At 48.2% G+C, this 21,434-nt stretch carries 20 protein-coding genes and 2 pseudogenes; 10 read left to right on the forward strand and 12 right to left on the reverse strand.

Going from position 1 to position 21,434, the window contains the following annotated elements; all coding sequences use genetic code 11:
- Positions 1-189: 189 nt before the first annotated feature.
- Positions 190-1,221, reverse strand: a complete 1,032-nt coding sequence (locus HV311_RS11410) for a mechanosensitive ion channel family protein (protein WP_094169159.1) — start codon at positions 1,219-1,221, stop codon at positions 190-192.
- A gap of 243 nt (positions 1,222-1,464) precedes the next feature.
- Here HV311_RS11410 and HV311_RS11415 point away from each other — a divergent pair, with 243 nt between their 5' ends.
- A complete protein-coding gene (locus tag HV311_RS11415; protein WP_003020403.1) occupies positions 1,465-1,725 on the forward strand; it encodes a DUF2534 family protein in 261 nt (86 codons plus the stop codon).
- 48 nt (positions 1,726-1,773) lie between these two features.
- Here the strand turns inward: HV311_RS11415 and uspE are convergent, their stop codons facing one another.
- From uspE to ogt, 3 genes are all read right to left on the reverse strand, one after another.
- Positions 1,774-2,724: a universal stress protein UspE gene (gene uspE, locus HV311_RS11420; protein ID WP_016153204.1), complete on the reverse strand. Its 951-nt coding sequence runs from the start codon at positions 2,722-2,724 to the stop codon at positions 1,774-1,776.
- Between the two features lie 151 nt (positions 2,725-2,875).
- Positions 2,876-3,628 carry a fumarate/nitrate reduction transcriptional regulator Fnr gene (gene fnr, locus HV311_RS11425; protein ID WP_003020397.1) on the reverse strand — a complete coding sequence of 251 codons (753 nt, stop codon included), beginning with the start codon at positions 3,626-3,628 and terminating at the stop codon, positions 2,876-2,878.
- A gap of 194 nt (positions 3,629-3,822) precedes the next feature.
- Entirely contained in the window at positions 3,823-4,338 is a 516-nt protein-coding gene (gene ogt / locus HV311_RS11430; protein ID WP_016153203.1) for a methylated-DNA--[protein]-cysteine S-methyltransferase, read from the reverse strand.
- A gap of 213 nt (positions 4,339-4,551) precedes the next feature.
- Here ogt and smrA point away from each other — a divergent pair, with 213 nt between their 5' ends.
- A complete protein-coding gene (gene smrA / locus HV311_RS11435) occupies positions 4,552-5,115 on the forward strand; it encodes a DNA endonuclease SmrA (protein ID WP_191221104.1) in 564 nt (187 codons plus the stop codon).
- Between the two features lie 12 nt (positions 5,116-5,127).
- Here the strand turns inward: smrA and HV311_RS11440 are convergent, their stop codons facing one another.
- Positions 5,128-6,360 (reverse strand): GGDEF domain-containing protein, encoded by a 1,233-nt coding sequence (locus HV311_RS11440; RefSeq protein WP_191221105.1) that lies wholly within the window; start codon positions 6,358-6,360, stop codon positions 5,128-5,130.
- A 67-nt stretch (positions 6,361-6,427) separates the two neighbouring features.
- Complete coding sequence (locus HV311_RS11445; protein WP_191221106.1) at positions 6,428-8,542, reverse strand: putative bifunctional diguanylate cyclase/phosphodiesterase; 2,115 nt, start codon at positions 8,540-8,542, stop codon at positions 6,428-6,430.
- Between the two features lie 410 nt (positions 8,543-8,952).
- Between HV311_RS11445 and HV311_RS11450 the strand changes: the two genes are divergently transcribed.
- From HV311_RS11450 to dbpA, 4 genes are all read left to right on the forward strand, one after another.
- Positions 8,953-10,062 carry a methyl-accepting chemotaxis protein gene (locus HV311_RS11450; protein ID WP_019076851.1) on the forward strand — a complete coding sequence of 370 codons (1,110 nt, stop codon included), beginning with the start codon at positions 8,953-8,955 and terminating at the stop codon, positions 10,060-10,062.
- Between the two features lie 156 nt (positions 10,063-10,218).
- Positions 10,219-11,202 (forward strand): zinc transporter ZntB, encoded by a 984-nt coding sequence (zntB, locus tag HV311_RS11455; RefSeq protein ID WP_016153198.1) that lies wholly within the window; start codon positions 10,219-10,221, stop codon positions 11,200-11,202.
- 275 nt (positions 11,203-11,477) lie between these two features.
- Positions 11,478-11,645, forward strand: coding sequence for a proline-rich small protein YnaL (gene ynaL / locus HV311_RS11460; protein ID WP_016153197.1), 168 nt, complete (start codon positions 11,478-11,480; stop codon positions 11,643-11,645).
- A 28-nt stretch (positions 11,646-11,673) separates the two neighbouring features.
- Positions 11,674-13,047, forward strand: coding sequence for an ATP-dependent RNA helicase DbpA (gene dbpA / locus HV311_RS11465; protein ID WP_191221107.1), 1,374 nt, complete (start codon positions 11,674-11,676; stop codon positions 13,045-13,047).
- A gap of 49 nt (positions 13,048-13,096) precedes the next feature.
- Here the strand turns inward: dbpA and ttcA are convergent, their stop codons facing one another.
- Positions 13,097-14,032, reverse strand: a complete 936-nt coding sequence (gene ttcA, locus HV311_RS11470) for a tRNA 2-thiocytidine(32) synthetase TtcA (protein WP_191221108.1) — start codon at positions 14,030-14,032, stop codon at positions 13,097-13,099.
- A 47-nt stretch (positions 14,033-14,079) separates the two neighbouring features.
- Positions 14,080-14,439 (reverse strand): annotated as a pseudogene (locus HV311_RS11475) (tyrosine-type recombinase/integrase); the annotation flags it as partial.
- A gap of 70 nt (positions 14,440-14,509) precedes the next feature.
- Between HV311_RS11475 and HV311_RS11480 the strand changes: the two are divergent.
- The 4 genes and pseudogenes from HV311_RS11480 (at position 14,510) to HV311_RS11495 (ending at position 17,478) form a co-directional block, all read left to right on the forward strand.
- Positions 14,510-14,728 (forward strand): hypothetical protein, encoded by a 219-nt coding sequence (locus HV311_RS11480; RefSeq protein WP_175392780.1) that lies wholly within the window; start codon positions 14,510-14,512, stop codon positions 14,726-14,728.
- Between the two features lie 208 nt (positions 14,729-14,936).
- On the forward strand, positions 14,937-15,164 hold the full coding sequence (gene yecR / locus HV311_RS11485; protein ID WP_233596267.1) for a YecR family lipoprotein: 228 nt from the start codon (positions 14,937-14,939) through the stop codon (positions 15,162-15,164).
- 567 nt (positions 15,165-15,731) lie between these two features.
- Positions 15,732-16,145 carry an aegerolysin family protein gene (locus HV311_RS11490; protein ID WP_065554835.1) on the forward strand — a complete coding sequence of 138 codons (414 nt, stop codon included), beginning with the start codon at positions 15,732-15,734 and terminating at the stop codon, positions 16,143-16,145.
- A 277-nt stretch (positions 16,146-16,422) separates the two neighbouring features.
- Positions 16,423-17,478: pseudogene (locus HV311_RS11495) on the forward strand (IS3 family transposase).
- A 334-nt stretch (positions 17,479-17,812) separates the two neighbouring features.
- Here HV311_RS11495 and uspF read toward each other — a convergent pair.
- The 4 genes from uspF to ompC all read right to left on the reverse strand — a co-directional run bounded on the left by uspF (position 17,813) and on the right by ompC (position 21,156).
- On the reverse strand, positions 17,813-18,247 hold the full coding sequence (gene uspF, locus HV311_RS11500) for a universal stress protein UspF (protein WP_075848160.1): 435 nt from the start codon (positions 18,245-18,247) through the stop codon (positions 17,813-17,815).
- 81 nt (positions 18,248-18,328) lie between these two features.
- Complete coding sequence (locus HV311_RS11505) at positions 18,329-18,541, reverse strand: KTSC domain-containing protein (RefSeq protein ID WP_043016208.1); 213 nt, start codon at positions 18,539-18,541, stop codon at positions 18,329-18,331.
- A gap of 50 nt (positions 18,542-18,591) precedes the next feature.
- Positions 18,592-19,820, reverse strand: a protein-coding gene (locus HV311_RS11510) for an IS3 family transposase (protein WP_163428417.1) whose coding sequence is annotated in 2 segments (ribosomal slippage) — positions 18,592-19,505 and positions 19,505-19,820 — 1,230 coding nt in all. Because the reading frame shifts where the segments join, the coding sequence is not laid out codon by codon here.
- Between the two features lie 202 nt (positions 19,821-20,022).
- The gene (gene ompC / locus HV311_RS11515) at positions 20,023-21,156 is read right to left on the reverse strand and encodes a porin OmpC (RefSeq protein ID WP_016156616.1); all 1,134 of its coding nucleotides are present in this window, start codon (positions 21,154-21,156) and stop codon (positions 20,023-20,025) included.
- Between the last annotated feature and the right edge of the window lie 278 nt (positions 21,157-21,434).

The raw sequence follows: 21,434 nt of genomic DNA on the forward strand, positions 1-21,434 counted from the left end.
ACGCGTTCTGCAGGTAAAGAATCCGATGCCCGAAGTGAATCAGTTTGAGCTGATTATTGATACAGTCCTGTATCTACATGACCTGAATCCGTATATTCCAACGCTGGCGCTGGTACTGCTTTGTCATTGATATTGCCTCATTGAAATAAGTGCAGAAAAAAGACGCGGATTTCCGCGCCTTTTCTTTTGTTAGTGTGTCGATGGCGATACTTCAGGATTATCCATATACAGCGTCTGGCTGGGGAACGCAAAGTCGGCGTCGTGTGCCTTGACTATCGAAATAATCTTTAAATAAACGTCCTGCTGTACCGCAAGCCATTCCTGCCACACGGTGGTTTTCGTGAAGCAATACACCATGATATTCAGCGATGAGTCGGCGAATTCATTAAAATAAACCAACAGGGTTTGTTTCTGGTCTATTCCCGGATGGTTTTGCAGCATTTCTCTGACCGACTCGACAACGGCACTGACTTTATCAGCATCTTCATATCGTAACCCGATCACCGTTTTGATGCGGCGATTCGTCATCCTTCCTGGGTTTTCTACGCTGATAGAGGAGAAAATCGAGTTCGGGACATATAACGGACGATGATCGAAGGTGTTTATTTTGGTCATTCGCCAGCCGATTTCCGTAACTGTACCTTCAATATTGCGGTCCGGGGAGCGGATCCAGTCGCCGATGCTAAAGGGTCTGTCGAAGTAGAGCATAATCCCTGAGAAAAAGTTGCTCAGAATGTCTTTGCCTGCCATACCTACAGCGATACCGCCGATGCCGCCGAAGGTTAACAGGCCGGATAAGCTCATACCGAAATGTTCGCCATACAGCAAAATGATGGCAACCACGATGGTAATTTTGATGATGCGCGACAGGATCCTCGCGCTGGTGATATCTCTGCCTTTATTAATCTGCGTCTTTTCAAACTGATTAATTACCAGAAAAAGTTTGATGGTAAGGATCAGCGCAATCAACGAGGTGCAGATAAAGTCGACCACGCTGGAGGAGATAAATTTCAGGCTGTAATTTTCGATAACGTTATTAGCAATACTGCCTAACGTCCCGATGATAATGGCATAGACAAAAAATTGCGCGGCATGAAATATGAATCCTTTGCAGCGACGCTCTCCACGATGATACCAGACGCTCATCAGAACCAGCGCGGCACAGCAGCTGAGAATTACGGTCAAATTAAACGCATTATTTATAAACAGTTCAGCGATCATGATTCTTCCAACAGCTCCGTGGTAGTGAAATATCTTCTGATATCCTAATCCTCGAATATTTTACTCAGTTCTGGCGGTCAGATCATTAATCCATAGGGGAGATATATAATGCAATTAGCGCTATTTTTGGCGAAATAGCGCTGGTATCCACCCTGAAAGCGGTTTATGTAGCAGACAGTCAGTTGATGTCATGGTATTGTTAGCGCAAAGTAACAAGGTTTTCATCTGCAAAAGGACAGTACTATGATCATGGCTAAGCTGAAGACAGCGAAGGGACGGAAGTTTCTGTTGTGCCTGCTTGGGGTGTTTATTATCGCAGCGTCGGTCGTGACGCGAGCGACGATCGGTGGTGTGATTGAACAGTATGACATTCCGCTATCCGACTGGACCGCTTCAATGTACGCCATTCAATCGGCAATGATTTGTGTCTACAGCATGGTGTTTACGATTCTGTTGGCTATCCCGCTGGGAATCTATTTCCTCGGCGGCGAAGAGCAACACTAAGCGTTTGTTATGCCGGATGAGATCGCCATCCGGCATTGAGTTGTGTGGTTAATCGTCTTCTTCATCATCCAGTTCAACTGGCGTCTGATATTCATCCGGCTTGATGACCAGCAGGTCGCAGCGTAGGTGATCGATAACCTGTTCAGCGGTGTTACCAAGGAACGCGGCAGAAATACCGGTACGGCCGACGGTACCCAGTACTACAATACCCGCCTGCAAGTGCTCGGCTAAATCAGGAATGACCTCTTCAGGCAATCCTTTTTCAACGTGCGTCACTTTCTCATCGATACTGAATTTCTGGCGCAACGCCTTCATGGCCAGCAGATGCTGTCCACGGATCGCGTCGTTATAAACGCTGGGGTCAAACTCAGGTAGTTCAATTGCTATATTGATTGGCGTAACAGGGTAGGCGCCAACCAGATGCACTTCAGTATGGTTAACCTGTTCTGCTAGTTGCAGCGTCTCTTTGACCAGTTTTTCATTGAGCGCGTTGTGATAAGGCTCTTCACTGGCGAGGTTCACCGCAACCAGAGCTTTACCCTCTTCAGGCCATGGCTGGTCTTTAACCATCCATACCGGGCTTGGACATTTGCGCAATAAATGCCAGTCGGTAGGCGTGAAAATTACGGCTTCGAGGCGGTCGTGTTGGTGTGCCATTTTGAGGACCAGGTCATGCTGAGCGCTAATGACTTCCTGGATGATGGCTTCAAAGGGACGGTTGTGCCATACCACTTTAATTTCAAGAGGGATCCCTGCTTCGATGTAGTATTTTGCTTGTTCACGGATCCATGCTGTTCGCTGGCTGATGACCCCCTGACGCATTGCCGTACGCTCATCGGGCGACAGCAGGGTAGTCATCTCGTAGGAAAAGTCATAGATTGGCAAAAAGGCTTTAATTTTGCCACCAATCCGTTGATGCAAATAAACAGCTCGCCGTAATGCTGGTTGATCGTCCTGGTTTGGATCGATGACGACCAGCATATTTTTATACATAGCCATACAGGGTCTCCTTACAACTGTCATCGCAGTTTGTAATTAAAAGAGTAACCCAATAATGTGGATTGAAACAGGGGAGAACCTCCTGCCAGATCAATAAATCGGGAAAATTTAGCGATTTGACAGAAGGATAACAGAAATGCTTGCGGAAAGATTACGCTACGTTACGCGTGTGGCCAGCAAGAACTGCCAGCGCGTCGCTATTCTCAATAGTTATGTATTTGCCTTTCACTGCCAGCATACCGCTTTTCTGGAAACGACCCAACAGGCGGCTGATGGTTTCAACCGTCAGACCCAGGTAGTTACCGATGTCGCCGCGGGTCATGGTCAGGCGGAACTCACGAGGCGAGAACCCGCGCTGGGCAAAGCGGCGAGACAAGTTGTAGATAAAGGCCGCCAGGCGCTCTTCTGCATTTTTCTTCGACAACAGCAGGATCATATCCTGGTCGCCTTTGATTTCGCCACTCATCAGACGCATCATCTGCTGACGCAGATTCGGCATTTTTCCGGACAGGTCATCAAGGGTTTCGAAAGGAATTTCGCAAACCATTGAGGTTTCCAGCGCCTGGGCAAAGCTCGGGTGATGTCCGCTGCCAATCGCGTCAAAACCGACCAGATCACCCGCCAGATGGAAGCCGGTAATTTGCTCATCGCCTTGTTCGGTAATGGTATAGCTTTTAATCGTTCCGGAGCGGATAGCGTAGAGTGATTTAAGTTCATCACCTGCTTTAAAGAGCGTTTGCCCCTTTTGGATAGGCTTTTTGCGCTCGATGATGTTATCGAGCTGGTCAAGCTCATGCTCGTTAAGTGTGAACGGGATGCAAAGCTGGCTGATGCTGCAATCCTGGCAATGGATAGCACAACCGCCAGACTGAATGCGCCGTATAATTCGCTTTTCCGGGATCATAGGTCTGCTCAAGCCGTAATTGATATTTGTCAATTTTAACATCTTTTTGGTGAGCACGTAAGCCTGAGCTACTCCCAATAGAGAATAATTCAGGTATAACCGGAATGAATGTTTGTATCTCCTTGATTAACCGCATTTAATTTGTGGTCACATTATGCGAAAGTGTGACGAATAAGGCATTAATTGCCTGGAATCTAGAGTAGCAAATAGCCTTCGTGACGCAATAACCACTCTTTTCGCTGTACACCGCCAGCATATCCAGTCATGGTGCCGTTACGCCCAATGACGCGATGGCAGGGGACCACAATGCTTACCGGGTTGGCGCCATTGGCCGCACCGACGGCTCTTGCAGCACCGGCGCGCCCTAACTGTTCGGCCAGTTGACCATAGTGCATGACCTGCCCACACGGGATAGTGCGTAATGCTTGCCAGACCTCACGCTGGAAAGGCGTGCCAGCCGTTGCCGTTTCCAGCGTGTCAATAATGCTGAGATTCCCGGCAAAATACTCCGACAGTTTATCGCTTAATCCGCCAGGGTTTTTGGCTGTAATACGCTGATAACCTTCTGTGCGGTAATGAATATCCAGCAATTGTTCCATGCGATCGCGGTGCTGATCCCATTCCACCGCGCGCAGGCGAAATTGCTCATCACAAATAACCCACAGCGGGCCCAGCGGCGTGTCGATGGTATCTTCCAGTAAGTTCAGCATCCGTTTCTCTCATTACAGCGTTCAGGCGAGGTTACACATTATCACGCCAGCGACAGTCACAGCTATACCCCTAAAAACGGATATCTGTATGTCGTGAGTAGATCTTTTCAGCGGAGCGAGCCGGGTGAATTATTGGAAATAATCGTAAACCGTTGTCGGTATAATAGTGCGCGGTTATGATAATGCTCGTCGTAATTCGCTGGAGGAAGAAACATGAATCTTGATGATGCTTCGCTGTTTCTGGATGCTATGGGGGATGTCCAACCGCTGAAGGGCTGCGCCGATGTACACTGGCAGCCAACGCGTAATATCCGCACTCCGGCGCGTATCGATACGCTTCAACTGGATAACTTTCTCACGACGGGGTTTCTCGATATTATCCCGTTGAACGAGCCGCTGGAGTTTCGTCGCGAAGGTTTACAGCACGGCGTGACTGACAAACTGCGAACCGGAAAATATCCGCAGCAGGCGAGCCTTAATCTCATCCGCCAGCCCGTAGAAACATGCCGCCAGATGCTATTCAGTTTTATTCTACAGGCACAGCAAGATGGATTACGTAACGTGCTGATGATACACGGTAAGGGGCGTGACGATAATGCTCATGCCAATATTGTTCGCAGCTATGTGGCGCGCTGGCTGACAGAATTTGATGACGTCCAGGCCTACTGCGCCGCTTTGCCGCATCACGGCGGCAGCGGGGCATGCTATGTGGCATTACGTAAAACCGCGCAGGCAAAACAGGAAAACTGGGAGCGTCACGCTAAGCGCAGCCGCTGATCAACGTATTCATCAGGCGGCCAGTACTCTGTTCCTGCCTTCGTGCTTGGCTTTGTACAACGCGTCGTCCACGCGTTTGAATAATTCATCAATACTTTCGTTCGTTTCGTGCCGCGCAACGCCAATGCTGACGGTAAAGCGGGGAAGACCAGGAAGAGTAACCTTGGCTACCGTCGCGCGGATCACTTCTGCAAGATTGAGGGCGGCATCCAGCGAGGTTCGCGGCAGCAGCAGCACAAATTCTTCACCACCCCAGCGAAAAATAAGATCGTCTTTTCGTGCACAGGATTCCAGTGTGCGGGCCAGAGCACAAAGCACTTCATCGCCTTTTAAATGACCGAAGAGATCGTTAATGCTTTTAAAACGATCGGTGTCGATCAACAACAGACTGTAGTCCTGCGTCAATGATACCGCATGCGTCTGCTCCGGCTCGGTTACCTGATAAAAATGTCGGCGATTAAGTAATCCCGTTAAGGGGTCACGCAGAGCGGCATGCTCAAGCTCCTTTTCCAGCCGTTTTTGTTCGGTAATATCATGAATAATGCACAACATGAGTTTATTACCGTAAATTTCAATCGGTCCGGCGTAGGTTTGCACATGACGTGAGGTGCCGTCTGCCAGTTTATGGACAAAGTGCAAAGGCTTATGGCCGCCGGGCAGATGGGCGATTTCATGCATCACCGGCAATATATGGCGGCCCAGCATGTTGATCTCCCAGGTATGTTTCTGGCACATCACATCAAGGTTGTAACCATAAAAATTCAGGGCACTGAGGTTTGCATCAACGATCAGGCCATCGCGGGACGGATCAATCAGTAACATTGGCGCGGAGTTTGTCTGGAAAAAACGCGCATAAAAGCCCTGTTTTTTTCGTTGATAAGTTGCTGAACGGCTGGCTTTCAGACCTTGCGCAGTAGGCGTTTCAATGCCTTCGAAAAGGATAACATCCCCCACGCCCGGCAGAGATTTAATGGACAGGCGGCTGGCCAACGCGATTTCCTCACCATCGCGGTAAACCGTGAGGATCTCAACAACGTGATGATGATTGCTCAAGTCACTGAGATACATGGTTAAATCATTTTGAGAATGCGTTGAGAATATGCCCTTGCGCAGTGGGGAAAAACAGAGATCCCGCATTAACTCACGTGCAACGATATTAGCGAACACCAGTTCTTCGGTTTGTGGCGAAACAATCCACACCGGAAAGGTTAACAAATCCAGTGAATGCAGCTCGGTTGTGCTCATCGATAATCCCGTTATCTTTATCTGCTGTGTTGCCCGTTTAATGGCGAATATTTTAGATATTACAGTCTCACAAAGTTATTGATTGTCGGTGAGACAAGGGTTGTACGACTGGCTTTTGTTTGATGCTGTTTTCTGATTGGATCAGTTCATGAATCTTATGCGCTGGCAGCGGTTTTGCAAACAGGAAACCTTGCAGCATGCTACACCCCATCTGGGTAAGAAGTATTTCCTGCTCCTGAGTTTCTATTCCTTCAGCCACCACGCGCATATTCATGGAGTGAGCTATGTCAATAATGGTAGACACAATTTTTGTATTTTTACTGTTCTCGCTAATATCTTTGACAAATATCCTGTCGATTTTTAATTCCCGTGCCGGCAGTGACTTCAACATCAATATATTTGAATAACCAGTGCCGAAATCATCAATAGAAACGGTGATCCCCAAAGCAGAGAAAGCATTCAGGATTTCAATACTGCGTTTTAAATTTTTAAGTGCGGTGCTCTCCGTGAGCTCCAGCGTGAGACAGGCAGGTGAAAGTTGGTATTGCGCCAGGGCGTTGCAAACAACATCAATAATATCATGCTGTTCAAACTGGGCGGGAGAGAGGTTAACGGCGAGTGTCCATTCTGTATTCCCTTGTAATGTCCACTGATGCAACTGCAAACATGCCTGTTGGATAACCCATTTGCCGACGGGAATAATCAGGCCCGTTTCTTCCAGCGCAGGCAGAAATTCAGCCGGTAGCAGCATGCCGCGCTCCGGATGATGCCAGCGTAATAACGCTTCAAAACCAGTCAGGGAATGATCTCCGGCGGTATATTTAGGCTGATACCATAGCTCAAACTGGTTGCGTTCAAGCGCTTGTGAAAGTTCCTGTAGAAATGTCGGTGGCGTATCAGCGATAGCTTCCATCTGGGGACTATAAATAGCCCAGCCGTTTCTGCCCGCCTGTTTGACATGATACATCGCCATATCAGCCTTCACTTTTAGCTCATGCAGAGTCGAGCCATGTTCGGGATAAATACTGCTTCCCGCACTTAACGAAACCCGAATGGTATGACCGAATAAAGTAAAGGGGTCACCGATCGCATCTGAAATTCGCGCAAGCAAGGCGGAGATAGCCTGCTGGTTGCAGTCTGGAACCAGCAAGATAAATTCATCTCCCCCCAGTCTTGCCAGCGTCATTGAATCATCAAGGCAACTGTAGATACGCTGTGTACTGGCAATCAGCAGTTGATCGCCGATGTGATGCCCCCAGGTATCGTTAACGACTTTAAAACGATCGAGGTCGATAAATACCAACGCGAAATGCTGTTGATGCAATTTGGAATGCCGCAGGCAGGCCTGTAAGCGGGTATCTATTTGCGTTCGATTAGCTAGTCCGGTCAGTGCGTCGAAGTGGACCTGATGTTCAAGCTGGCAGTTCAACTGATGCAGGTTGTCAGCCAGCCGGGAAGTGCGCAGTTGTGAATCCACCATCGAGACGACCAGCATGATACCCAAAATAATCAGCGTGACGGCACAGACCCAGACAGAGAGTTCCAGCGTACTGAGCCCATCGTGCGCAGTGTGTCCAAAATGGGTGAACGTTGCCGCTCCCATACCGGTGTAATGCATAGAAGCAATTGCCAGCGCCATAATGAGGGCAGCAATAAGTCGGTTAATCAGCACGCGACGGGTGTTTTGGCGTAAATGGAAGGCGAGCCATAAACCTACGCCGGATGCAACGACGGCAATAATTACAGAGAGCAAAATCAGCGAGCGATCCCATGAGATGGCCACATGTTCGATAATGGCATACATGCCAACGTAGTGCATCGTGACAACGCCGGCACTCAATATGCTGGTGGCAATGACCAGTCGTTTTGTTGATAGCGTATTACCGGAAATAGCGATATTGATGGCGAGGGTTGCAGAAATGAGCGCAATAAAGAACGAAAACGCGGTGAGTGATAGGTGATAATTGATCGGCATAGTCATTTTCATGGCCAGCATACCGATAAAATGCATCGACCAGATCCCCATACCCAGCGTAGCGCCGCCAGATAGCCGCCAGAAGGTAGATTCACGTTTGCTGGAGATTGCTACCTTACCCGCACTGTCGAGGGCAATAAAGGAGGCAATAAACGCGACAACAAAGGAAATCCCAATCAATACAGGGTCCCACGACACGTGCAACATCTTACTACCTATCGAAAAAAAGCCGTGATGATAAATCTAGCAGGTTTTGTCCAGTTAACCTGATAAAACCAGGAATGTTCTTGTGTTTTTACAATGAGTATTAGAGCGAAGGGCAAGATATTGAAAATGACAAGCCTTTACTTATATAAACATTCATAAAAACTATGTTTCTGTGTGTTTTATGCTCGTCACGTGCTCGCCATCACAATAATCTGATGGTGGGGAACATTACCGCCATTGGCGGGATAAAGTGCTGAACTATTATGAATGGCCAGTGTAATTTATTGACTTAAGTAAAAGGTCTGTTGGCTATCATTGAAAGTTCAGCTTTCGTCACAGAGCAATGGAAATCTGTATTGCAGATGCTATAAAAATAACATCCACGTTATTTCTTGGTGCACAGGGTTAAAATGTTAAATGATATTAGCGTCAGAACCTTTATTATTTTATTTCTGCTCATTACGGCGGTTGCGCTCAATGTTGTTGAAATGATTTTTTCGGCTACCCCAGAAATTATTATTGGCACTAATGCGGTAAGCATTATTTCTATATTATGTTTGTGGTGGTACATGACGAAATATCTGGTCATGCCGATTAATACGGTTAAAAGAAGCATTGAAGAAGTAACATCCGGGAATCTGGCAATCAGTATTCCCGAATTTGGTAATAACTGTGCGGGTAGACTAATTCCTGGCATCAATAGTTTATCAAGTAATATTTCAGCACTCGTTAATGAGATCAGAACATCCTCGCAAACGGCGATGGCGCTTTCTGAACAGCTGGCGGAACGCAGCGCCGAGCTTTCAGTGAAAACAGAACAGCAATCCGGAGCATTAATGCAGACGGCTGCCAACATGGATGAAATAGCGGTTAATACGCGAAATAATGCTGATAACACGCAAATAGCCAGCGCCCAAGCAACAATTGCCACGCAATGCGCCCGTCAGGGTGGCGAATTAATGGTGCAGGTTGCGACAAATATGCGTTCAATCACCGAATGCGCACAGCAAATGACAGAAATTATTACGCTGATAGATGGTATTGCATTCCAGACCAATATTCTGGCATTGAATGCTGCTGTGGAAGCTGCAAGAGCCGGTGAACATGGCAAAGGGTTTTCCGTGGTGGCCGGTGAGGTAAGAATGCTTGCACACCGCAGTGCAGATGCAGCTAAGAATATTAAGCAACTGATTGCCCAAACCCATCAAAATGTTCAGCAAGGCGCTGCTATTGTGCGTGAAGCTGAGAAAAACATGCATGATATTGTCGGGGGAGCCGGGCAATTAAACCAACTGATGGGCGAGATATTAACCACTACGCAGGAGCAGGAGAAAGGAATTATCAGAATTACCCATGCTCTGGCCGAACTGGAGAACGTCACCCAAAGTAATGCCATTATGGTTGATGAGCTTTCTGACTCCTCAGGTATCCTGAAAAACCAGGTGATTGACCTTCAATCGCGAACGCATAAATTTCGTTTAAGTCATGCGCTTGAATCAGAGAGACGCCAGCGGGCCTGAGACGGTCATCTCGTAACCAGCGCCGCATTCGTCGGCGCTTTTCTTATTATCAGATACTTTTTATGAATCATTTCAGCACAATGGGACAATGAGATATTGCTTAACATATTCTGACAGCTAGACTAACGAAAAAAGCTGAATGTTTGTGGAGGCGCTGTGGAAGCCATTAAGGGAACGGATGTTAATGTGCCGGATGCCGTGTTTGCCTGGCTGTTGGATGGCCGTGGTGGGGTGAAACCACTGGAAGATAACGATGTTATCGACAGTCAACATCCCTGCTGGCTGCATCTTAATTATACCCATCCTGAAAGCGCGCAATGGCTGGCGACAACGCCTTTACTTCCCAATAACGTGCGTGATGCGCTGGCGGGTGAAAGCACGCGCCCACGCGTAAGCCGGGTAGGGGAAGGTACGTTGATTACGCTGCGCTGTATTAACGGCAGCACCGACGAGCGACCTGACCAACTGGTTGCGATGCGCTTATATATGGATGAACGTCTGATTGTCTCAACGCGTCAGCGTAAAGTCTTGGCGCTGGATGATGTGGTCAGCGATCTCCAGGAAGGCACGGGAGCGGCTGATTGTGGTAGTTGGCTGGTGGATGTTTGCGATGCACTAACCGATCATGCCAGTGAGTTTATCGAACAATTGCACGATAAGATTATCGATCTGGAAGATAACCTGCTCGATCAGCAGATTCCGCCGCGTGGTTTCCTGGCATTGCTGCGTAAGCAGCTAATTGTGATGCGCCGCTATATGGCGCCTCAACGCGATGTCTATTCCCGGCTGGCTAGCGAACGTTTTTCCTGGATGACCGACGACCATCGGCGGCGGATGCAGGATATCGCTGACAGGCTAGGGAGAGGGCTGGATGAAATAGATGCCTGTATTGCCAGGACCGGTATTATGGCGGATGAAATTGCGCAGGTTATGCAGGAGTCTCTGGCTCGCCGAACGTATACAATGTCATTGATGGCAATGGTTTTTCTTCCCAGCACATTTTTAACCGGGCTGTTTGGCGTTAACCTCGGCGGTATCCCTGGCGGTGGCTGGCAGTTTGGCTTCTCACTTTTTTGTATTCTGTTAGTGGTCCTGATTGGTGGTGTTACTTTATGGTTGCATCGTAGTAAATGGTTGTAACAACAACGTTTTTTAGTGACTTTTGCGCATGAAAACGTCCTGGTTTTTGAGCGAAGTCAATAAACCATCTACCTATTCGGGGCAATATCTCTCTCGCAGGTGAATGCAACGTCAAGCGATGGGCGTTGCGCTCCATATTGTCTTACTTCCTTTTTTGAATTACTGCATAGCACAATTGATTCGTACGACGCCGACTTAGATTAGTCGGCTTTTTTTTGCCTGCAGGAAATCAGCGTCTACCCTAAAAGAGCCAACCTGAATAACTGGAGGGGTATATGAACTGTCTGATTGCAACGCCGCACACTGATTCGCTACCGACCGACCCGGTTCCCATTCCCGATCCCATACCTCGTCCGCAGCCAATGCCGGATCCGCCACCGGATGAAGAGCCGATTAAATTGTCGCATCGCGGGCGCAGATCTGCGAGGATACGCGCCTGCTGATTGTGAGTTTTTACCGCGAGATTAAATTGTGACCGCTTTTTCAACCCTGAATGTTTTACCTGCTGCCCAACTCGAGAATCTTAACGAGCTGGGTTATCTTGAAATGACGCCTGTTCAGGCTGCTGCGTTACCGGCGATTCTGGCGGGGAAAGATGTTCGCGTGCAGGCTAAAACCGGCAGTGGCAAAACGGCGGCTTTTGGTCTTGGATTATTACAGCATGTTGATGTCGCGCTGTTTCAGACGCAGTCCCTGGTGCTGTGCCCAACGCGCGAGCTTGCTGACCAGGTGGCGGGTGAGCTGCGTCGCTTAGCGCGCTTTCTGCCTAACACCAAGATCTTAACGTTGTGCGGTGGGCAGCCCTTTGGCGCACAACGTGACTCCCTGCAGCATGCGCCACATATTATTGTCGCCACGCCGGGGCGTTTACTCGACCATCTGCAAAAAGGCACTGTTTCTCTGGATGCCCTGAATACGCTGGTGATGGATGAAGCCGATCGCATGCTGGATATGGGCTTTAGCGATGCGATTGATGATGTCATTCGCTTTGCGCCAGCTTCGCGTCAGACCTTACTGTTTTCTGCGACCTGGCCGGAAGCCATTGCCGCCATTAGTGGTCGGGTGCAGCAAAATCCATTAACGATCGAAATTGATACCGTTGACGCGCTGCCGGCGATTGAGCAGCAGTTTTTCGAAACTTCCAGCCACGGCAAAATTCCGCTGCTGCAAAAATTGCTCAGTCAGCATCAACCTGCATCATGCGTAGTTTTTTGTAATACCAAAAAAGATTGTCAGGCCGTGTGTGACGCACTGAATGCGGCGGGGCAAAGCGCGCTCTCATTGCATGGCGATCTTGAGCAGCGCGATCGCGATCAGACGCTGGTACGTTTTGCCAACGGCAGCGCGCGCATTCTGGTTGCTACCGATGTGGCCGCACGTGGTCTGGATATTAAATCACTTGAGCTGGTGGTTAACTTCGAACTGGCGTGGGATCCGGAAGTCCACGTCCATCGTATCGGGCGTACCGCACGTGCCGGCAACAGTGGTCTGGCGATTAGCTTCTGTGCACCGGAAGAAGCGCAGCGGGCCAATATTCTTTCTGAAATGCTGCAACTGAAGCTGAACTGGCTGCCAGCCCCAGCGAACAGCCCAATCCTGCCGCTGGAAGCTGAGATGGCGACGTTATGCATTGATGGCGGTAAAAAGGCTAAAATGCGTCCCGGCGATGTTCTTGGCGCGCTGACCGGTGATATTGGTCTGGAAGGCGCCGATATCGGCAAAATTGCCGTTCATCCGGCGCATGTCTATGTCGCTGTTCGCCAGACTGTAGCGCATAAGGCATGGAAGCAGTTGCAAAACGGTAAGATAAAAGGCAAGACTTGCCGGGTTCGGTTATTGAAATAACCACTCGCCGGAGCGCCTGATGGCGCTCCGCTTATCCGGTACAATCGACTTACTTCACTTCCACGACGTTCAGGCGCAGCTCATCCAGTTGAGCATCGTCTTCTTCTGGCTGCCAGCCCGCAGGCTGCAGCGGGATCTCTTCACGATCGAACGCTAAATCACCGCCGTCCACAACCTCTGAACCGTGCCTGATACCTTTAAAATCGAACAGATTGATATCGCTAAGATGTGAAGGTACAACGTTCTGCATTGCGCTGAACATGGTTTCAATACGCCCTGGATAGCGTTTGTCCCAGTCGCGCAGCATATCGGCAATGACCTGACGCTGCAGGTTAGGCTGTGAGCCGCACAGATTACATGGAATAATCGGGAAACCTTTCGCTTCGGAGAAACGCTCAATATCTTTCTCACGGCAGTAAGCCAGCGGACGGATAACGATATGTTTACCGTCATCGCTCATCAGTTTTGGCGGCATACCTTTCATCTTCCCGCCGTAGAACATGTTTAAAAACAGTGTTTGCAGGATGTCGTCGCGATGGTGGCCGAGCGCAATCTTGGTGGCGCCTAACTCAGTTGCCGTGCGGTACAGAATGCCGCGACGCAGGCGAGAACAGAGCGAGCAGGTCGTTTTGCCTTCAGGGATTTTATCTTTGACGATCCCGTAGGTGTTTTCTTCGACAATCTTATACTCAACGCCCAGTTGTTCCAGATATTCCGGCAGAATATGCTCCGGGAAGCCAGGTTGTTTCTGATCGAGGTTAACCGCAACTAAGGAAAAACTGATCGGGGCGCTTTGCTGCAAATTACGCAGGATCTCCAGCATGGTATAGCTGTCTTTCCCCCCGGAAAGGCACACCATAATGCGATCGCCGTCTTCGATCATATTGAAGTCGGCAATGGCTTCGCCCACGTTACGGCGCAGACGTTTTTGCAATTTGTTCAGGTTGTATTGTTCTTTCTTTTTAAATTGTTGATTTTCTTGCATTATTTACTGTCTCTGACTCCAAAAGGGGCATGTAAGGGGCAAGATTTTTACAGGGCAAGTTTGGCATTGAGCATTTTCACCTGTTCGCCGTTCAGTTCTTCAACCCATGCACTGTAAATTTCGTATACCATCTGCGCGTTTTCATGCCCCATCTGATTAGCTATAAATGATGGGTTCGCTCCAGCCGATAACAGCCAGCAAGCAAAAGTATGCCGCGTATGGTACGGATTACGGCGACGAATACCAGCACGTTTTACAGCAGCGTTCCATCTGGCACCTATGCTACTCATAGAGTAGTAGGGTTTTTGTTCTCCCTTGCGCATCCTGGGCATGAAAACAAAGTGCACTTTCTGGATCCCGGTAGCGCCATATTTACGATGGTGAAAGATTATTTTTGTCTTAGGGTGCGCAAAAGCGCTAGTTAGTATTCTCAACGAGGCGTTAGCGGACGATGATGCAGATTTTATGGAGCAGTGCGTGCTGGAGGCGTTCGAACAGAATGATCCGGTTTATATTATTGGTGCGAGCTACTACACGACGAGAAAAAAAATTTCGGACCTGACCCGGAATATTCAGCAGATTGCGCCCTGGCTGACAGCAGACGAGGCCCGCAAGCGCGTGCGCTGGTGCGTTGAGATATTCGGAGCGCGGGTGTATCTGGAGGCCCGTCGTCAGTTGCGTACTGATAAACGCTAACCAGGAGCCGGGTAAACGTAATCCTAAAACACCGAGTAGCAGTATGTTTCCCTAAACTCATGGCTCATCATGAAAAAACCTAAAATGAATAGGGTTTATCATGAAAAAAATATCATTGTGTTGTTTGTGTGTTTTAGCGCTATCCGGCTGTACCGTTCAAAAACAGATGACGCCTGTCGGTGGGAGCAAAGCCGACGGGACAATTAGAATGGGCTATCACGTTGGTGATAGCTACGGAGCATTTGAAAAGGCGAATGTTGATATGACGCAGGGGCAATCCCTGGCGGCACAAAAGTGCAGGATTTGGGGGTACGAGGGGGCCGAGGCATTCGGTGGCCAAACGTCACAATGCACAGATCCTGGCCCTATGGGGTGCAGGCAGGCGGATGTCTATATTGAGTATCAGTGCACGGGAGGCAAGGCATCGCAGAACTAAAAAATTAGTAATAAGTGTTTATTCTAGAAAAAACGTTGAAAACGGGCCAGTAAAGTGGATGATTTATATATGCTTGGCAGAGCTGCGCCACGATGGCAGCGACGCTAAGCGAACAATTTAAACACAACGAGAACCCCGCCAGCGCGGGGTTTTTGCTTTCCGGCGATACGACAGGGGTATTCGCGAGGTGCATTGCACCAGTACCCCTGTCACATCGTCGGTTTACAGGGGGCGCAAAAAACTCCTGGCTTCAGTTTTTTTCAGAGAGTTATTCTTCATGTATACCATGTTAAATATAATGTGGCTTGACTTGATATAGTTATTCACAATATTAATTGAATCTATTGTTATATTTTTGAAATCAATAAATGTGGTTGTTTTATGTTCCAAATTTACAGGTTGCTTTTTGTCAATATATGTATAAATTGCTGGTAGATATTTTTGGTTAAGTCTGGAATTGAGTGATTTGTCACAAATTTAACACCATCTAAATGGTACTAATTATTCGTCGATACAGTCGAGTAACGATAAATTATTTTATATTCCAATGAAAATTAAGGATGAATTATGGCTTACGCTCAATGGGCAGAAATTAAAATAGTTGTCGCTGAAGGACAATCCGTATCCATTAGAAACGCATCACACGATAGTGGAAAATTTTATAAACTAGGAAATAAAGATCAGGAGTTATCACCAGATAGAATAAATGCAATGGTGATTACCAGCTCTTCGACTGCCGATGAGGCCACGATCTGCGCATGTGGGCGTTCAGATGCTGCTGTTGGCACTGAGGGCAGTTTCGTTATGTATAATGGCCCTGAAAAAATTGGCCGCTTTTATTGGGATTGCCCTTGGGGGAAAAAGACCAATAAGAAAGAATATACAAGTGCCTCTAATAAATATGTTGTACAAGTTGAAGGCGGTAACGTTGACTCTGGTGCGTTAGGTAATATAACGCTTACTGTTGTGAAAATCAGATAATACTATCTTTAACTTGATTAAATTAATATAGGCCCTGGTATTCGCCGGGGCTTTTTCATATCTGCTTTCCGTAAACCCCATAGTTAACCATCAACTTTCTAGTCTGGTCGTTAAATCCAATCTGTGGGATTTGCAGAAAAACAAAGTAGCAATCCACTCCCCGCGCTGACGGGGTTTTTATTCAAATACGCGTCTGCCTGTAAGTCTCCCGCATAATCGTGCCATTCACATTTAGAGATCCTCCGGCATAATCAATCTGCCAACAAAGGAGATCGCTATGCGTAAAGCCCGTTTTACTGAGCATCTGATCATCGCCGTGATTAAGTCGGTTGAAGCCGGACGAACTGTTAAGGATGTCTGCCGGGAGACCGGTATCTCTGAAGCCACCTACTACAACTGAAAGTCCAGATACGGCGGTATGGAGGCTTCTGATATTAAAAAATCAAGGATCTTGAGGATGAGAACCGGGCGCTGAAAGACGTTATCGAAAAAAAGCTTTAAAACCAGCCTTTAAGCGTGAGCTGGTCACTCATCTGATAACGACGTTTGGACTCAGTATCCGTCAGGCCTGCCGGAGTCTGAACCTGAGCAGAACGGTTTACCATTACCGCCCAGATACCACGCGTGACGAACCCGTTATTGTCGCGTTGCAGGAAGTGGCAGAGCGATACCCACGATACGGTTTTCCGAAACTTTTCCAGGTTCTGCGGCGGCAGGGATACCCGTGGAATCACATATTTACTTTCTGCTGGAGCTGAATTTTCGCCGTAAGAGCAAACAACGGTTGCCGGTGCGTAATCCCTCGCCACTGGCCACGCCTGAAGCGCTGAACCAGAGCTGGTCTGTCGATTCTATGCATGATGCTCTGGTCTGTGGCCATCGTTTTCGCACATTCAATGTTGTTGATGACTTTAACCGTGAGGCATTGTCGATTGAAATCGATCTGAATCTGCCAGCTCTGCAAGTGGTCCGCGAGCTCGACTGGATAGCCGCAAATCGCGGCTATCCGGTCATGCTGCGCATGGATAATGGTCTGGAATTTATCTCTCTGGCACTGGCTGAATGAGCAGAGAAACATGCCGTAAAACTGGAGTTTATTCAGCCGGGTAAGCCGACGCAGAACGCTTTTATTGAGCGCTTTAACCGGACATACCGTACAGAAATACTCGATTTTTATCTGTTCAGAACGCTGAATGAAGTGCGGGAAATCACGGAGAAATGGTAATCAGAATATAACTGTGAACGCCCGCATGAATCACTGAACAATATGACACCGGAGGAATATCGACAACACCATTATTTGGCCGGGATCTCAAAAAAAGCATGGAACTAAAACGGGTCTATTTACACGCTTATCTTTTTGATTATTCGATAAAAAATAGTCTTATCAATTAGCTACGTTTTTTAATCCTTCATGTTCAGGTTGTATTGCTCTTTCTTGCTAATATCTTGATTTTGCGACATTTAATAGAGGCTCAATTCATAGTGTGGCATCAGAAGAGTATGCATCACGCCGGATAGTCCGGCAAAAGAAGTCTGATATAAAAACTGTGGCGTGTATGGTACGGATAAGCGGGAAAAATGTCAGCACATTTAGGACAGGAATCGTGGGGTGGGGTATAAGAGGTAGAAACAAAAAGCCCGCAGCGATGTGCGGGCCAGACAGCTTAGCGGACTACCAGTACCGAACACTCCGCATGACGCACCACGGCTGCGGCGTTAGACCCCAGCAGGTAGGTGGTGATGTCAGGTCGATGTGAGGCAATAATGACCATATCAGCCGGTAATTTTTTGGCCATCTCCAGAATCTTATCTTTTGGCGCACCTTCTGTGACATGAATGTGCACTCTGTCCGTTGGGATATTGAACTTCTTGATAATCTCTTCCAGTTGAGATTTTGCTTCGGCTTTCAGATCTTCCATGGCCGGTAACTCTGCCGAGTAGGCCAATCCCAGGGAAGCATAATAGGGCAGTGACGGAATTACGGTCAAAAAATGAACCTGTGCATCGTCAATTTTTGCCTCTGCTTCAACATGGGCAATAACACGTTGAGTTAATTCTGAGTCTGAAATATCGATGGGTACAAGAATCGTTCTGTTCATAAAACCTCCTGTTTAAGTATCCACCCAAAGCTTACCGCGTAATGGCACTTTATGTACAATGACAAAGATCACATTTTGGCATCACTTTATTTTTATTTCGGGAAACTTTCCTTTTATTACTCCATCGTAAAATCGACCTTTAGAAACGACGCTCAGGAAATCACGAAAAATACGAGCAGGGACATGCTGATATTGCAGAGTAGCCAACTGGTGAAAGCGAATTTCTAGCGTGCGGGAGGATTCGTCATAGCCGACGGATGCAATACGGGATGATTTTACAGGATGATGATTCATTGCAGGTATCCTCTACTACAGGTCTTAATGCAAGATATCTGTATTTGACCCTATATTTCCAGACACCTGTTATCACTTAACCCATTACTGGTACGCCGCCGCAGATATTCCCGTGGCGAGCGATAACCCAGCGCACTATGCGGATGCCATTCGTTATAATGCTCGAACGCTTCCGCAAGGTTCTTTACTGCCGTTAACCCGTCGGGTTTAGGCATGATACTGATGTAGTCACGCTTTATCGTTTTTACGAAGCTCTCTGCTATTCCGTTACTCTCCGGGCTCCGCACAGCCGTGTTTTTCGGTTCAAGACCCACGATCCGGGCGAACTGCCGTGTTTCATACGCCCGGTAGCAGGAACCGTTATCCGTCAGCCACTCCACCGGCGACGCCGGAAGGCCGCTGCCGAAGCGACGCTCCACCGCTCCCAGCATGACGTCCTGTACAGTTTCACTGTCGAAGCCGCCCGTGCTGGCCGCCCAGTGCAGTGCTTCACGATCGCAGCAGTCCAGCGCGAACGTGACACGCAGTTTTTCACCGTTATCACAGCGGAACTCGAACCCGTCAGAGCACCACCGCTGGTTGCTTTCCTTCACGGCCACTCTGCCGGTATGTGCCCGTTTCGATGGGGGGACGGCGGGTTTACGCTCAAGCAGCAGTGCATTCAGGCGCATGATCCGGTAAACACGTTTGGCGTTGATCACTGCCGCACCATCAAGTTCGGTCTGTCTGCGGAGCAGAGCCCACACCCGGCGATAACCATACGTGGGCAGCTCTCCGATAACATGGTGTATACGGGCAAGCGCATCCGTATCATCAGTGCCACGGCTGCGGCGCCCATCCTTCCAGTCATCGGTTCGTCTGAGAATGACGTGTAACTGCGCACGCGACACCCGGAGGCAACGGCTGACAAGGCTTATTCGCCATCCTCCGGCAACAAGGGCACGTGCGCTATCCACTTTTTTTGTCGACCATATTCAACGGCTTCTTTCAGCAGCTCGTTTTCCATGGTTTTCTTGCCCAGCAGGCGCTGCAGCTCTTTGATTTGCTTCATCGCAGATGCCAGTTCCGACGCGGGCACAACCTGTTCTCCTGCGGCAACGGCTATGAGGCTGCCTTCTTGGTACTGCTTGCGCCACAGGAACAACTGACTGGCAGCGACACCATGCTGACGGGCGACCAGCGACACCGTCATGCCGGGTTCAAAGCTCTTCTGAACAATGGCAATTTTTTCCTGAATGCTGCGACGTCTGCGCTTCTCTGGACCTAAAACATCAATCATCCGGACTCCAACGACTAGTCTAAAAACTAGTATTAAGACTATCACTAACTTAAGTGATACCAACTGTCTGGAGATTCAGGGGGCCAGTCTAATATCATCTATCAGAGATGTGTTTTAGCGCAACAGATATAATGTTTTGATCTGGATAAAACAGAATTGTTAGAACATAAAGAGAGCCCGCTGTTGCCAGCGGGCTGACGGATTAGAACTGGTAAACCATACCCAGTGCTACTACGTCATCGGTAGAGATGTCGTTTTGGCTGTAGAAGTTTTTATCTTCATCCAGCAGGTTGATTTTGTAATCAACATAGGTGGAGAAGTTTTTGTTGAAGTAGTAAGTAGCGCCTACGGATGCATATTTCACCAGATCCTGGTCGCCATCAGATCCGTTTACACCCAGATCCTTACCTTTAGACATCAGGAAAGAAACTTCCGGACGCAGACCGAAGTCGAACTGGTATTGTGCAGTCACTTCAAAGTTCTGAGTTTTGTTGGCAATCGTATTATCACTACCGTTTGAGCCACCATAAGGGGTCATGTTGCGGGTTTCGGAGTACATGGTTGCCAGATAGATGTTGTTCGCGTCGTATTTCAGACCGACTGTCCACGCGTCAGCTTTATCACCGCCCGCGGTAGAATCGTTAACCTGCTCGTTAGTACGGTCAGAAGAGGTATATGCTGCACCGAAGCTTACACCCATACCCAAATCGTAGGTCGAGGAGATACCGAAGCCGTCACCGTTGGAGTTCTTCATGTTACGATCGTCGCCACCGTTATTGGTACCTTCCTGCTCTGGTGACTGATTTTCGTTCGCGCCCTGATACTGCAACGCCACATTCAGACCGTCAACCAGACCAAAGAAGTCGGTATTACGGTAGGTCGCCACGCCGTTCGCACGACCGGTCATGAAGTTGTCTGCTTTGGTGTAAGAGTCGCCACCGAATTCCGGCAGCATATCGGTCCAGCCTTCAACGTCGTACATTACGCCGTAGTTACGGCCGTAGTCGAATGAGCCGTAGTCGCCGACTTTAATACCTGCGAATGCCAGACGAGTCCAGGAGTCGCCTTTATCACCTTCGGTGCCGTTAGCCTGAACCTGATATTCCCACTGGCCGTAACCGGTGATCATATCGTTAACCTGAGTTTCGCCTTTGAAGCCCATACGCATATAAGTCTGATCGCCATCACTGTTAGCGTCATCAGAGAAATAATGCAGGCCGTCTACTTTGCCATAGAGATCTAATTTGTTGCCGTCTTTATTATAAACTTCAGCAGCGTGAGCAGCGCCTGCAGCCAGCAGGGCAGGAATTACGAGAGCCAGTACTTTTCTGTTCATTGAAATAATCCTTTAGTTTTTTTATTAACCTGTGACTACCCATGTAGGGAGTAAAAGCATGCTAAAGGAGAAGTTCCGTAAAGGGATAAATATGAATTGTTACGCCTTAAGTAAAACCTTAAAGAAATAATTCTACGGAAATGATGATAATTGTGGTGAATGTATTGTTGGTAAATATATAAAATAAAAATTATACAATTTAAGTGTGTTGGGCTATTCTGCGCGTGTTATATGCCTTTATTGTCACGTTTTATTTTTCGTTGACGTATTGATAGCTA

Source organism: Citrobacter sp. RHBSTW-00881 (genome assembly GCF_013728515.1).
Lineage (GTDB): Bacteria > Pseudomonadota > Gammaproteobacteria > Enterobacterales > Enterobacteriaceae > Citrobacter > Citrobacter braakii.